The organism is Polaromonas sp. (assembly GCF_012927455.1).
Classification (GTDB): Bacteria; Pseudomonadota; Gammaproteobacteria; order Burkholderiales; family Burkholderiaceae_C; genus Polaromonas.
Genome location: NZ_JABBPE010000002.1, coordinates 123,921 through 137,023, shown reverse-complemented (window position 1 = coordinate 137,023; position 13,103 = coordinate 123,921). Strand labels below are relative to the sequence as shown.

The 13,103-nt window shown below is 61.5% G+C and carries 13 protein-coding genes; all 13 read left to right on the top strand.

The window, feature by feature from the left end:
• The first annotated feature begins 141 nt into the window (after positions 1-141).
• The 13 genes from HHJ18_RS01195 (at position 142) to HHJ18_RS01135 (ending at position 12,902) form a co-directional block, all read left to right on the top strand.
• Positions 142-2,241: a 3-hydroxyacyl-CoA dehydrogenase NAD-binding domain-containing protein gene (locus tag HHJ18_RS01195; protein WP_296910720.1), complete on the top strand. Its 2,100-nt coding sequence runs from the start codon at positions 142-144 to the stop codon at positions 2,239-2,241.
• 28 nt (positions 2,242-2,269) lie between these two features.
• A complete protein-coding gene (locus HHJ18_RS01190; protein WP_296910718.1) occupies positions 2,270-3,445 on the top strand; it encodes an acetyl-CoA C-acyltransferase in 1,176 nt (391 codons plus the stop codon).
• Between the two features lie 157 nt (positions 3,446-3,602).
• Positions 3,603-5,462 carry an acyl-CoA dehydrogenase gene (locus HHJ18_RS01185; protein WP_296910716.1) on the top strand — a complete coding sequence of 620 codons (1,860 nt, stop codon included), beginning with the start codon at positions 3,603-3,605 and terminating at the stop codon, positions 5,460-5,462.
• Entirely contained in the window at positions 5,462-5,692 is a 231-nt protein-coding gene (locus tag HHJ18_RS01180) for a hypothetical protein (protein WP_296910714.1), read from the top strand. Before HHJ18_RS01185 ends, HHJ18_RS01180 begins: the two co-directional genes overlap by 1 nt.
• Positions 5,689-5,982 (top strand): Dabb family protein, encoded by a 294-nt coding sequence (locus HHJ18_RS01175; RefSeq protein WP_296910712.1) that lies wholly within the window; start codon positions 5,689-5,691, stop codon positions 5,980-5,982. Before HHJ18_RS01180 ends, HHJ18_RS01175 begins: the two co-directional genes overlap by 4 nt.
• A 36-nt stretch (positions 5,983-6,018) precedes the next feature.
• Positions 6,019-6,819 carry an SDR family oxidoreductase gene (locus HHJ18_RS01170; RefSeq protein ID WP_296910711.1) on the top strand — a complete coding sequence of 267 codons (801 nt, stop codon included), beginning with the start codon at positions 6,019-6,021 and terminating at the stop codon, positions 6,817-6,819.
• Positions 6,820-6,821: 2 nt separating this feature from the next.
• Positions 6,822-7,079, top strand: a complete 258-nt coding sequence (locus tag HHJ18_RS01165) for a hypothetical protein (protein WP_296910708.1) — start codon at positions 6,822-6,824, stop codon at positions 7,077-7,079.
• The gene (locus HHJ18_RS01160; RefSeq protein ID WP_296910706.1) at positions 7,076-7,528 is read left to right on the top strand and encodes a PaaI family thioesterase; all 453 of its coding nucleotides are present in this window, start codon (positions 7,076-7,078) and stop codon (positions 7,526-7,528) included. The genes HHJ18_RS01165 and HHJ18_RS01160 overlap by 4 nt, the downstream gene beginning before the upstream one ends.
• Positions 7,529-7,645: 117 nt before the next feature.
• Complete coding sequence (locus HHJ18_RS01155; RefSeq protein ID WP_296910703.1) at positions 7,646-8,662, top strand: NADP-dependent oxidoreductase; 1,017 nt, start codon at positions 7,646-7,648, stop codon at positions 8,660-8,662.
• 20 nt (positions 8,663-8,682) lie between these two features.
• Complete coding sequence (locus HHJ18_RS01150; RefSeq protein ID WP_296910701.1) at positions 8,683-10,500, top strand: acyl-CoA dehydrogenase family protein; 1,818 nt, start codon at positions 8,683-8,685, stop codon at positions 10,498-10,500.
• A gap of 51 nt (positions 10,501-10,551) precedes the next feature.
• Positions 10,552-11,481, top strand: coding sequence for a glutathione S-transferase family protein (locus tag HHJ18_RS01145; RefSeq protein WP_296910699.1), 930 nt, complete (start codon positions 10,552-10,554; stop codon positions 11,479-11,481).
• Positions 11,478-11,981 carry a GNAT family N-acetyltransferase gene (locus tag HHJ18_RS01140; protein ID WP_296910697.1) on the top strand — a complete coding sequence of 168 codons (504 nt, stop codon included), beginning with the start codon at positions 11,478-11,480 and terminating at the stop codon, positions 11,979-11,981. Before HHJ18_RS01145 ends, HHJ18_RS01140 begins: the two co-directional genes overlap by 4 nt.
• Before the next feature lie 15 nt (positions 11,982-11,996).
• The gene (locus tag HHJ18_RS01135) at positions 11,997-12,902 is read left to right on the top strand and encodes an SDR family oxidoreductase (RefSeq protein ID WP_296910695.1); all 906 of its coding nucleotides are present in this window, start codon (positions 11,997-11,999) and stop codon (positions 12,900-12,902) included.
• The last annotated feature ends 201 nt before the right edge of the window (positions 12,903-13,103 follow it).

The window sequence follows — 13,103 nt, the reverse complement described above, 5'->3', positions numbered from 1 at the left end:
AAAGAACGATCGTTCTATTTGTTTAATGCAGGTCCCTTGCACCGGGGGTCAAAAACAGCCGAAACTGCAACCTGAAGCCTCAAAACTGAAACTGAAACTTCGCTCAAGTTCAATCAAGTTCACTCAAGGAAAGACACACCAATGACAACCCTCTACGAAGTTCACGGCAGCGTGGCACTGATCACCCTGAGCAATCCTCCCGTCAATGGCCTCGGTCACGCCACGCGGCTGAGCCTCACTGACAACTTGCAGAAGGCCAGCGCGGACGCCGCCGTCAAATCCATCGTGATCACCGGTGCCGGCAAAGCTTTTTCGGGCGGCGCCGACATCAAGGAATTTGGCTCGCCCAAGGCCTTGCAAGAGCCCAATTTGCACAGCGTCATCCAGATGATTGAAAACTCATCGAAGCCCGTGGTGGCCGCGATTCATTCAGTGTGCATGGGCGGCGGACTGGAGCTGTCACTGGGTTGTCACTACCGCATTGCCGCGCCAGGCTGCAGTGTCGCGCTGCCCGAAGTCAAGCTGGGCCTGTTGCCCGGGGCCGGCGGTACGCAACGCCTGCCGCGCGCGCTAGGTGTCGAGCCGGCACTGAACATGATCGTCAGCGGTGAACCCGTCAAGAGCGAGCTGCTGGCACAGATCCCTGGCCAGAAGCTGTTCGACAAAATGGCCCATTCGCCCGAGTCGCTGGCCGAAGAAGCGCTGGCCTATGCGCAGTCCATTGCCGACACGCGACCGCTTCCGCAGGTACGCAATCTGCCCTGCAAGCATCGCAACGGCGATGCCTATTTCCAGTTTGCCCGCAATATGGTCAAGGGCATGGCCAAAAACTTTCCCGCGCCGCTCAAGTGCGTGGACGCCGTGGAAGCCGCGACCAAGCAAAAATTCGAGGACGGCTTGAAGTTCGAGCGGGAAATTTTCATCAATCTGATGTGGACTCCAGAGAGCCGCGCGCTGCGCCATATTTTCATGGCCGAGCGCGCTGCCTCCAAGATTCCGGACGTTCCTGCAGACACGCCGCTGCGCGAGATCAAGTCGATCGCCGTGATTGGCGCCGGCACCATGGGCGGCGGCATCTCCATGAACTTCCTCAACGCCGGCATTCCGGTCAAGATGCTGGAAATGAAGCAGGAAGCGCTTGATCGAGGCATCGCCACGATTCGTAAAAACTACGAATCGCAAGTCAAGAAAGGCAAGCTCAAACAAGACAAGTACGAGCAGCGCATGGGCCTGCTCAGCACCACGTTGAGCTACGACGACCTGAAAGACGCTGACATGGTGATCGAAGCTGTGTTCGAGGAAATGGGTGTGAAGGAAAAGGTCTTCAAGGAACTCGACCGTGTCATGAAGCCCGGTGCCATCCTGGCGTCCAACACCTCGACGCTGGATGTCAACGAGATCGCCTCGTTCACCGAGCGCCCGCAAGATGTCGTTGGGCTGCATTTCTTCAGCCCGGCCAATATTATGAAGCTGCTTGAAGTGGTGCGCGGCGAAAAAACCGCGAAGGACGTCATGGCCACGGTCATGGGTGTGGCCAAGAAAATTCGCAAAACGGCGGTAGTGTCCGGCGTCTGTGACGGCTTCATCGGCAACCGCATGATCGAGCAGTACGGCCGCCAGGGCGGGTTCCTACTGGACGAGGGTTGCACCCCCGCGCAAGTAGACAAAGCCGTTGAAAAATTTGGTTTCGCGATGGGGCCGTTTCGCATGGGTGACCTGGCGGGCAACGACATTGGCTGGGCTATTCGCAAGCGCCGCTACCAGGAAAAGCCAGGCATGAAATACAGCAAAACTGCCGATCTGTTGTGCGAGAAAGGACGCTTCGGCCAGAAGACCGGTGCCGGCTGGTATGACTACGTGGCCGGCAAACGCGACGCGATTCCCAATGCCGAAGTGGTGCAGATGATTGAAGAGCACCGCAAGTCATTGGGCGTCACCCCCCGCAAGATTTCGGACGAAGAGATTGTCCAGCGCCTGGTGTACGCACTCGTGAACGAGGCTGCGCACATTTTGGAGGAGGGCATTGCGTCCAGGGCCAGCGACATCGACATGGTGTACCTCATGGGCTATGGTTTCCCGATTTACCGCGGTGGCCCGATGCTGTATGCCGACCAGGTCGGCCTCTTCAACGTGGTGCAGAGCATGAACCGCTTTGCGCAAAACCCGCTGGACGACGCCAACTTCTGGAAGCCTGCACCGCTGCTGGCCAAGCTTGCCGCCGAAGGCAAGACCTTTAACTGATCCACGCTCACTGATTTCGGAGATTTTAATGACCAACGCTGTAATTGTTTCAACCGCCCGCACCCCTCTGGCCAAAAGCTGGAAGGGCTCTTTCAACATGACGCATGGCGCCACCCTGGGCGGCCACGCCGTAGAGCAGGCGATTGCCCGCGCCGGCATAGACGCCGCCGAAGTCGATGACGTGATCATGGGTTGCGCCACGCCGGAAGGCGCCACCGGGGCCAATATTGCGCGCCAGATTGCGTTGCGCGCAGGGTGCCCCATCACCGTGTCGGGCATGACCGTCAACCGTTTTTGCTCCTCCGGCCTGCAAGCCATCGCCTTGGCGGCCCAGCGCGTGATGGCGCGCGAAGCCGACATCTATGTTGCTGGCGGTGTCGAGAGCATTTCCTGCGTGCAGCAAGAGATGAACACCCACATGCTGCGCGAAGACTGGCTGGTCAAGAACAAGCCCGAGATTTACTGGAACATGCTGCAAACGGCCGAGCAGGTCGCCAAGCGCTATGGCATTGCACGTGAGCGCATGGATGAATACGGCGCAGGCAGCCAGCAAAGGGCCACGGCCGCGCTGGCTGCTGGCCTATTTGAGGCCGAGATCGCACCGATCACCGTCACTATGGGCGTGGCAGATACGGTGATGGGCCTGACCACCCGGCAAGTCACGGTAAGCAAGGACGAAGGCATCCGCGAAGGCACGACCAAAGAGGGCATCAGCGGCATCAAGCCCGCCATTGCCGGCGGCGTGATCGCAGCCGGCAATGCCAGCCAGTTCTCGGATGGCGGCGGCGCCGTGGTGGTCATGGACGAAAAAGTGGCTGAGAGGAAAGGCCTGAATCCGCTGGGACGCTTCCTTGGTTTTGCCGTCGCGGGCTGCGAGCCCGATGAAATGGGCATCGGGCCGGTGTTCGCCATTCCCAAGGTGCTGGCCAAGCTGGGTTTAAAGGTCAGTGACATTGACTTGTGGGAACTCAACGAAGCATTTGCCGTGCAGGTGCTGTACTGCGCCGACAAGCTGGGCATTCCCATGGACAAGCTCAACGTCAATGGCGGCGCTATTGCGGTGGGTCACCCTTACGGCGTTACCGGCCAGCGCCTGACTGGCCATGCGCTGATTGAAGGCAAACGGCGCGGCGCCAAGCTGGTTTGCGTCACTATGTGCATTGGCGGCGGCATGGGCGCTGCGGGCGTTTTTGAAGTCTTGTAAAAAGAAATTGCGATTGCGGGCTTGACCCGCAATCCATCTCACTGCCTGCCCAGAACCCAATACCCTCGGGCTTGACTTCGCAGTCATGCAGGGCATGTGTTCCGGATACCGGGTTCCGGGTCTGGCCCGGGATGACATTTTTTTTGGAGTCCATGCCATGCCTCTTCGCAGCACCCTTGACTTCCTGCTTTACCAGTGGCTTGACGCCGAATCACTGAACCAGCGCGAACGCTTCGCCGACCATTCGCGCGAGACTTTCAATGCGGTGTTCGACACCTGCGAGCGCATCGCCCGCGAGAAATACGCCCCATTCAACCGCACGGTTGACACGCAGGAGCCGCATTTCGATGGCGAAAAAGTCATCTTGCCGCAAGCCACTTACGACGCGCAAAAAGCCTATGCGGCGTCGGGCATGCTAAGCGCCGCGCAGAATTACGACATAGGCGGCATGCAACTGCCCTACACGGTGGAAGCCGCAGCCAATGCCTTTTTCGCCATGGCTTCGGTCAGCATCGGTTCGGGCATGCTGACGACCGGCAATGCCAATCTGCTGATGGTGCACGGCACACGGACGCAGCAGGACGTGTTCGCGAAAAACGAATTTTCCGGTCGCTTTTCCGGAACCATGTGCCTGTCGGAACCGCAAGCGGGCTCCTCGCTCAGCGATATCACAACCCGTGCCATACCTGACCAAGGCCCTTGGGTAACCGCCGACAGCGCGGAGCCGTGGGATCAAGACCCGCTGGGCCCCCGCTATCGCCTCAAGGGCAACAAGATGTGGATCTCGGCCGGTGAACACGAGCTTACCGACAACATTATTCACCTAGTGCTGGCCAAGATTCCCGGCCCCGATGGCAAGCTGATTGCCGGTACGCGCGGCATTTCGCTGTTCATCGTGCCCAAAAAACTGGTCGGCACCGATGGCGCACTCACCGGCGTTCGCAACGATGTGGCGCTGGCGGGTCTGAATCACAAGCTGGGCTGGCGCGGCACCACCAATACCTTGCTCAACTTCGGTGAAGGCAAGTACCCGGTCAACGGCGCGGCCGGTGCCGTGGGCTACCTGGTCGGCAAGCCGCACGAAGGCCTGCGCTGCATGTTTCACATGATGAACGAGGCGCGCATTGCCATAGGAATGGCCGCCACCATGTTGGGCATGGCCGGTTACTACGCCTCGCTTGACTACGCCAAAAACCGGCCGCAGGGGCGCCCCATCACCGGCGCCGGCAAGGATGCCGGGGCCCCGCAAAGCCGCATCATCGAGCACGCCGACGTCAAGCGCATGCTGCTGGCGCAAAAATCGTATTGCGAAGGCGCGCTGGCGCTCGAACTGTATTGCGCCCGGCTGGTGGACGATCAGCACAGCGCCGAAGCGCAAGCCGCTGACGAGGCTCGGCTGCTGCTTGAAGTGCTGACGCCAATTGCCAAGAGCTGGCCCAGCGAATGGTGTCTGGAAGCCAATTCGCTGGCGATTCAGGTGCATGGCGGCTACGGCTACACGCGCGACTTCCCTGTAGAGCAGTACTGGCGCGACAACCGCCTGAACATGATCCATGAAGGCACGCATGGCATTCAGGCCATGGACCTGCTGGGGCGCAAGGTGCGGATGGAGGGGGGCAGGGGGCTGGAACTGCTGGCCGCGCGCATAACTGCCACCGTGGCCCGCGCCCATCAGCAGCCCGAGTTGTCCGCCTACGCCGATGCGCTGGGCCAGGCCTTGCAGCGTGTTGGAAGCGCCACCCAGCAGGCCTGGGCGACCGGCAAACCCGCCGACGCATTGGCCAATGCCGTGCCCTATATGCAGGGCGTCGGCCATACCGTGCTGGCCTGGATCTGGCTGGATGTAGCGCTTGCCGCGCTGAAGTACGATGCTACTAAATCAATAGCTGCTACCGTAGGCCAGCTGGGCGCTACACGCTATTTTTATCACTATGAATTGCCCAAAATAGACGCTTGGTTGAAAGTTGTTGAAGCGCGCGATCCCACCTGTGCCGAATTTCCGGAGGAGGCCTTTTAGTGGGCTTTTTCAAACCTTCAGCCAGCACCACATCCAATACATCCGCGGCGCGTTTGCACGGTGTGATCTGGGTGCTGATTTATGGCGGCCTGCTGACGCTCGTGCTGGGCCTGTCCGTGGCGCCGATTGACGACAACATGGCCTGGTTGCTGATAGTGGGTGGCGGGATCGCCGCGGCAGTCGGCGTTGCCTTGATCGTTGTCCGTTCCAGAATGAAGGTTGATCCATGATCAAACATATCGTGATGTGGAAGCTCAAAAATCCCGTCGATGCGCCGCATTTCAAGGCCGAGCTCGACAGCTGCCGCGATCTGGTGCCGGGCATGCTGAAGTTTGAAGTCGCCACCCGGACAGTCGCGCTTGAGGCCAGCTGCGATGTTGTGCTTTACTCGGTATTTGAAAGCAGCGCGGCGCTGGCGGCCTACCAAAAGCACCCGCAGCACCAGTACATCAGCAGCGTGCTGGGCGCCTTGCGCGACAGTCGCAGCGTGCTGGACTACGAAATCATCGACAGCCATTAATCCCTTTATCAAGACTGAATAATAAGGAGACACCCTATGCCGAAAGCCACCCGTACCATCCAGCAACTGTTTGACCTCAAGGGCAAAACCGCGCTTGTCACCGGCGGCTCGCGCGGCCTGGGCCTGCAACTCGCCCAGGCGCTGGGCGAGGCCGGCGCCCGGGTCATGCTGAGCTCGCGCAAGGCCGATGATCTGATCAAGGCGGCGGCCGAATTGCAGGTTGCCGGCATCGAGGTGGACTGGATCGCCGCCGATTGCTCCAAAGAAGCCGATATCCGCACGCTGGCCGATGAAACCATCAAGCGTTTCGGCCATGTGGACATCCTCGTCAACAACGCCGGTGCCGCCTGGGGCGCGCCGGCCGAAGATCACCCGGTGGACGCCTGGGACAAGGTCATGAACCTGAATATTCGCGGCTATTTCATCTTGTCGCAGCACATCGCCAAACACAGCATGATCCCGCGCAAGTCGGGGCGCATCATCAACGTGGCTTCGATTGCCGGTCTGGGTGGCAACCCGCGCGAGATGACCACGATTGCCTACAACACGTCCAAGGGTGCGGTGGTCAACTTCACCCGGGCCCTGGCTTGCGAATGGGGCGCCCACAACATCAACGTGAACGCCATTTGCCCGGGCTTTTTCCCGAGCAAGATGACCATGGGTACGCTCAAGGCCATGGGCGAAGAAAAACTCGCCGCGCACGCCCCGCTGGGCCGGCTTGGCGATGACGAAGACCTCAAGGGTCTGTGCGTGCTTTATGCGTCCGACGCGGGTAAGCACATCACCGGCCAGTGGCTGGCGGTGGACGGCGGCGTTTCAGTCATCGCTGGCGGCTAAGAATGGCCCCCACGCTTGTCGCTTCGCGTACGGCGCTGCCCCCCGAGGGGGCTGAACTTCGCTTGGGGCGGCCCGGCGCTTCGTTCGTCGCCCCCACGCTTGTCGCTTCGCGTACGGCGCTGCCCTCCGAGGGGGCTGAACTTCGCTTGGGGCGGCCCGGCGCTTCGTTCGTCGCCCCCACGCTTGTCGCTTCGCGTACGGCGCTGCCCCAGGGGAGGGCTGTGCTTGCTTGGGGCGGCCCTGCGCTGCGCACGCCATGATGAACTTCGGCGCGGAAATACCCTTCGTCAGCCACCTCGGCTTTGCGCTGGAACTGTTTGAAGGCGGCCAGTCGGCGATTGGCTACACGCCCCGGCCTGAGCACCTCAATTCCTTTGCCGTCACTCACGGCGGCGCCATCATGACGCTGCTTGATGTGACGATGGCCGTTGCCGCGCGGAGTGTGCAAAAAGACATGGGCGTGGTCACTATCGAAATGAAAACCAGTTTCATGCAGCCGGCACCGGGCGACGGCAGCAAGCTTACGGGCAAGGGCCGCCTGATGCACCGCAGCACCTCGCTGGCATTTACGGAAGCCACGCTGTACGACGCGCAGGGCAGGCCTTGCGCTCACGCGACCGGAACATTTAAATACGTCAAACGGCAGACCAAAAGCGCCAATCCGGCTGATGCGGGCAGCGCTGCGGTCAGTCCCATTTCAACCGACTAAAGTGCGTTTTACCTATTAAATCGTGCTCTAGCCCAATGAATGCGGGCGCGAGCAGCTATCAAAACTATAGCTTCATTATTTGTCCAGAAGTCCTCAAATCCCATTCAGGAGATCCACATGCCCGTCAATCAACAATTCCTGCTCGACAACCGTCCCAGCGGCGAAGCCGTCACCAGCAATTTCAAGCTCGTGAGCAGCCAGACAGCGGCCTTGCAAGAGGGTCAGGTGCTGGTATGCCATCACTTTTTGAGCCTGGACCCTTACATGCGCGGCCGCATGAATGACTCCAAAAGCTATGCGGTGCCGCAGCCACTGGGCCAGGTCATGCAGGGTGGCACGGTGGGCGAAGTGGTGGAAAGCCGCTCGCCGCTGTTTCAACCTGGCGACAAGGTGGTCGGCATGGGCGGCTGGCAGCAGTACAGCGTCGTCGACGCGGCGCAGCCGGGCGCCTTGCGCAAGGTCGACACCACGCATGTGCCGCTGTCGCATTACCTGGGCGCGGTCGGCATGCCGGGCGTCACCGCCTGGTACGGCCTTCTCAAAATTATCGAACCCCAGGCCGGCCAGACCGTCACGGTGAGCGCTGCCACCGGCGCCGTCGGCAGCGCCTTCGCCGCGCTGGCCAAGGCGCGCGGCTGCCGCGTGGTCGGCATTGCCGGCGGGCCGGACAAATGCAAGTACGCGGTGGACGAACTGGGCTTTGATGCCTGCATCGACTACAAACTGCACCCCGACGCGGCCTCGCTGTCGAAGGCGCTGAAAGAAGCCTGCCCCAAAGGCATTGACGGCCACTTCGAAAATGTCGGCGGCATGGTGCTGGACGCCGTGCTGTCGCAAATGAACGCCTTTGGCCGCATTGCCGTGTGCGGCATGATTGCCGGCTACGACGGCAAGCCGCTGCCCATCACCCAGCCCTCGTTGATCCTGCTCAGCCGCCTGAAGCTGCAGGGCTTTATCGTCAGCGAGCACATGGACGTCTGGCCCGAGGCGCTTAAGGAACTCGGCACCCTGGTGGCCACGGCGAAGCTGCGGCCGCGCGAATCCGTGGCGCAGGGGCTGGAGGCCGCGCCAGAAGCCTTTTTGGGCCTGCTCAAAGGCAAGAACTTTGGCAAGCAGCTGGTCAAGCTGATTTAACTTTTGCACGGGAGGTCGCCGTGGATATCACCCATGAGGTCTTCAACCAGCCCGAGCCGCTGGTCAATTACAACCTGTTCGACAGCAACCGGCCGCTGCTGGGCGCGCTGAAGTTCAACGCGCCGCAGCTTGACACGGCCCAGCTCAGCCGGCTGGGCGCAATGCTGGGCAGTGCCGATATGCAGGTCCACGCGCGGCTGGCCAACACCCATGCGCCCGAGCTGCACAGCCATGACCGCTTCGGCCGGCGCGTCGATCATGTGGAGTTTCATCCGAGCTACCACGCGCTGATGGCGGCAGCCGTGGGCGCCGGCTTGCATGGCACGCCCTGGGCAGAAGTGGCCCCCACGCTTGCCGCTTCGCGTGCTGCGCTGCCCTTGCAGGGCGCCGCGCCGCCTGAGGCGTCGCATCTGCAGGCTGTCCAAACCCGCGCAGGCGGGCTTGGAGCCGCAGCCTTCAGCCCCGAGGGGGCTGTTTCGGCTTGGGGCGGCCCGGCGCCAAAACGCCTTGGCCTATCGCCGCATGTCGAGCGCGCCGCCGGTTTCATGCTGTTTACCGAGCTTGAGCCGTCCACGTTGTGCCCGATTTCCATGACTTACGCCGTCACACCGGCGCTGCGCAGCAACGCGGCGATTTATGCCGACTGGGGTCCCAAACTCACCAGTCGCGCCTACGACCCGGTGCTGAAACCCTGGCAAGGCAAGCCCGGCCTGACTATGGGCATGGGCATGACTGAGAAGCAGGGCGGCTCTGATGTGCGGGCCAACACCACGCGGGCCGAGCCGGCGGGCCAGGACAGCTGGGGCGAGCGCTACGCGCTGACCGGGCACAAGTGGTTTTTATCGGCGCCGATGTGCGACGCCTTTCTGGTGCTGGCCCAGACGCCGGACGGCTTGAGTTGCTTTTTTATGCCGCGCGTTCTGGCCGACGGCAGCCTGAACGCCATACGCATCCAGCGCCTGAAAGACAAGCTGGGCAACAAGGCCAATGCCAGCTCCGAAGTCGAATTCGAAGGGGCGCAGGCATGGCTGGTTGGCGATGAAGGCCGTGGTGTTTCGCAAATCCTTGCGATGGGCAGCATGACGCGCCTCGACTGCGCCTTGGGCAGCAGTGGCCTGATGCGCCAGGCCCTGAGCCTGGCCCTCAACCACAGCGCCCAGCGCACGGCGTTTGGTAAGCTGCTGATTGATCAGCCGCTGATGCGCAATGTGCTGGCCGATCTGGCGTTGGAGTCTGAAGCCGCGACCGCGCTGGCGATTCGCCTGGCCCGCACTTTTGACCGGGGCACCGACACCCATGAAGCTGTCATGGCGCGCCTGTTAACCCCGATCGCCAAATACTGGATCTGCAAGCGCGGCAGCCACCTCGCCCAGGAGGCCATGGAATGCTTGGGTGGCAACGGCTATGTGGAGGAGGGCGGCGAAGGCGTGATGGCGCGCATTTACCGCGAAATGCCGGTCAATTCAATCTGGGAAGGCGCGGGCAACATCATGGCGCTGGACCTGCTGCGTGCCCTGCGCAAGGCCGATGCAGTAGCCGCGCTGGCCCACGAGCTGTCTGCTGCCAAAGGCGCGCACCCGGCGCTGGACCGGCTTGTTGCCGCCTTGCTGGTCCGTGTCGAAAACATGAGCGCTGAGACCGCAGAGCTCCAGGCGCGTCGCCTCGCGCAGGACGTGGCGCTGGCAGTTCAGGCCGCGCTGCTATACCAGACGGCCCCGGGCGCGGTGTTTGGCGCTTTCTGCGACTCGCGCCTGGCCGGCAATTGGGGTCAGGCGTTTGGCACACTGGCCTCCGGCACCGATTTCAAAAGCATCATCGCCCGTGCCATGCCTCGGTAACAACCAAGGCATCGGGATATCGAGACAGTCAGAGAACCCACAGGGAGATTTATGATCGAGCTGATTCTTCACCATTACCCGACCTCGCCTTTCGCCGAAAAAACCAGGTTGATGCTGGGCTACAAAAACCTGCCTTGGAAGTCCGTCATCATTCCGGCGATCATGCCCAAGCCCGACGTGGTGGCCCTGACGGGGGGCTACCGCAAAACCCCGGTACTGCAAATTGGTGCCGACATTTATTGCGACACCACGCTGATTGCCGATTTGTTGGAACACCTGCAGCCCGCGCCCGCGCTGTACCCGGAGCCCAGCAAAGGCATGGCGCGCACCCTGGCGCACTGGGCAGACAACACCTTGTTCTGGACCGCCATGGCGTTCAACTTTCAGCCCAAGGGCAGGGACCAGGTGTTCAACAACGTACCGCCGGAGGCGGCCCGCGCATTTGGCGAAGACCGCAGAGCCATGAGCAGCGGCATGACGCGGCTGCACCCGGCAGACGCCGCAGCCGCCTACAAATCCTATCTGCGCCGCCTGTCGGACATGCTTGATGACTGGCCTTTTTTGCTGGGCGAAGTGCCTTGCATCACCGACTTTGCGATGTACCACCCGCTGTGGTTCACGCGCGTGCGCACCTCGGTGCTGGCAGATATTCTGAACGCCACGCCCGCCGTGCTGGACTGGATGGACCGGATGGCCGCAATCGGCCACGGCACCATGAATAAATTTAGCGCGGTGCAGGCGATTGCCGCAGCGGCGGCCGCCACGCCGCTGCCGCTGAAAGACGATATCTTTCAGGACGAGCATGGCATAGCGCTGGGCAGTCGCGTGCTGGTCAGTAGCGAAAGCTTCGGGCACGAGGCGACCGAAGGCGAACTGATGGCCGCCACCCGCATGCACTACACGCTGCGCCGCACCGACGAGCGCGCCGGCACGGTTCATGTGCACTTCCCGCGCATCGGCTACTCGCTGAAGGCCGCATGAACAGAACGACCCCTATCAGCCGCCTGTCCACCACCTCCTTCACATGGCGCTTTGTCGCCTTTAATGCGCTGACGACGGCTGAGCTGTATCAGCTGCTGCAACTGCGCAGCGAGGTCTTTGTGGTCGAGCAGGCCTGCGTCTTTCAGGACATGGATGGCGCGGATGCGCAGGCCATGCACCTGCTGGGCCATCTCGGCGAAGAACCGGGACAAGCGGGTCAGGTGGTAGCGTATGCGCGCTGCTTCGCTGCGGGCATCAAGTTTGCCGAAAGCAGCATTGGCCGCGTGGTGACGCACCATGACGCGCGCGGCAGCGGCGCAGGCCATGTGCTTATGAAAAAGGCCGTGGCCTGCCTGACGCAGCATTGGGGCGCCCAGCCCATACGCATTGGCGCCCAAGCGCGGCTGGAAGGTTTTTACCAGCAGCATGGCTTTGAAGCCGCCGGGGCGCCGTACCTGGAAGACGGCATTGCCCACATCGAAATGCTGCGCCCCGCTTAATTGGAGGAATTATTCATGATCACGAATTTCAAAGGTAAAACGGCCGTTCTCACCGGGGCTGCTTCGGGCTTTGGCCTGGAGTGCGCGCGCATAGGCGCCAGGCTAGGCATGAACCTGGTGCTGGTCGACGTGCAGCAAGATGCGCTGGACCAGGCCAGCGCAGAGATCAAGGCCAGCGGTGCCCCGGTGCTCAGCTTCCGGCTCGATGTTTCCAGTGCCGACCAGATGGAGGCCATGGGCCAGGCCGTGTTCGAGCGTTTTGGCGCGCCGCACTTTGTCTTCAACAATGCCGGCGTCGGCTCGGGCGGCCTGATCTGGGAAAACAGCGTCAAGGATTGGGAATGGGTGCTCGGCGTCAACGTGATGGGCGTGGCGCACGGCGTGCGCATCTTCACGCCCATGATGCTGCAAGCTGCCGCCAAAGACCCGTCCTGGCAGGGACATATTGTCAACACCGCCAGCATGGCCGGTTTGCTCAATCCGCCCAACATGGGGGTTTACAACGTGAGCAAGCATGCAGTGGTCTCATTAAGCGAAACCCTGTACCAGGACCTTGCGCTGGTGACCGATCAGATCGGCGCTTCAGTGCTGTGCCCGTTTTTTGTGGCCACCGGCATAGGCCAGAGCCAGCGCAATCGGCCGGCTGAGTTAAGCGGCGACAAGCCGACGAAGAGCCAGCTGATTCAGCAAGCAATGACAGGCAAGGCCGTCGGCTCCGGCAAGGTAAGCGCGGCCGACGTGGCGCAACGGGTATTTGATGGAATCGCAAGCAATCAGTTTTACATCTACAGCCACCCCAAAGCCATCAATTCGGTGCAAACGCGGCTCGAAGACATCTTGCAGGCGCGCAACCCGACCGATCCGTTTGCCGACAAACCCGAGATCGGGCTGCAATTGAAGGCGGCGTTGCGCGCACCCTGATTCCGTTTTCAGTGATTACGGCTATTTTTGCAATAAAAGTAGCCTCTAGCCCACGACTGACGGGCGCACCATGCTATTGAAATAATAGCGCGATGACTAGCCTGCGCGGTTCCACGTCAATCCGATAGGCCTGCCGGCTGCATAGTGCTCGGCCATTTCCTCGCCCCAACTTGGGCGAGTGTAGGCTGAACGCGATTCCGC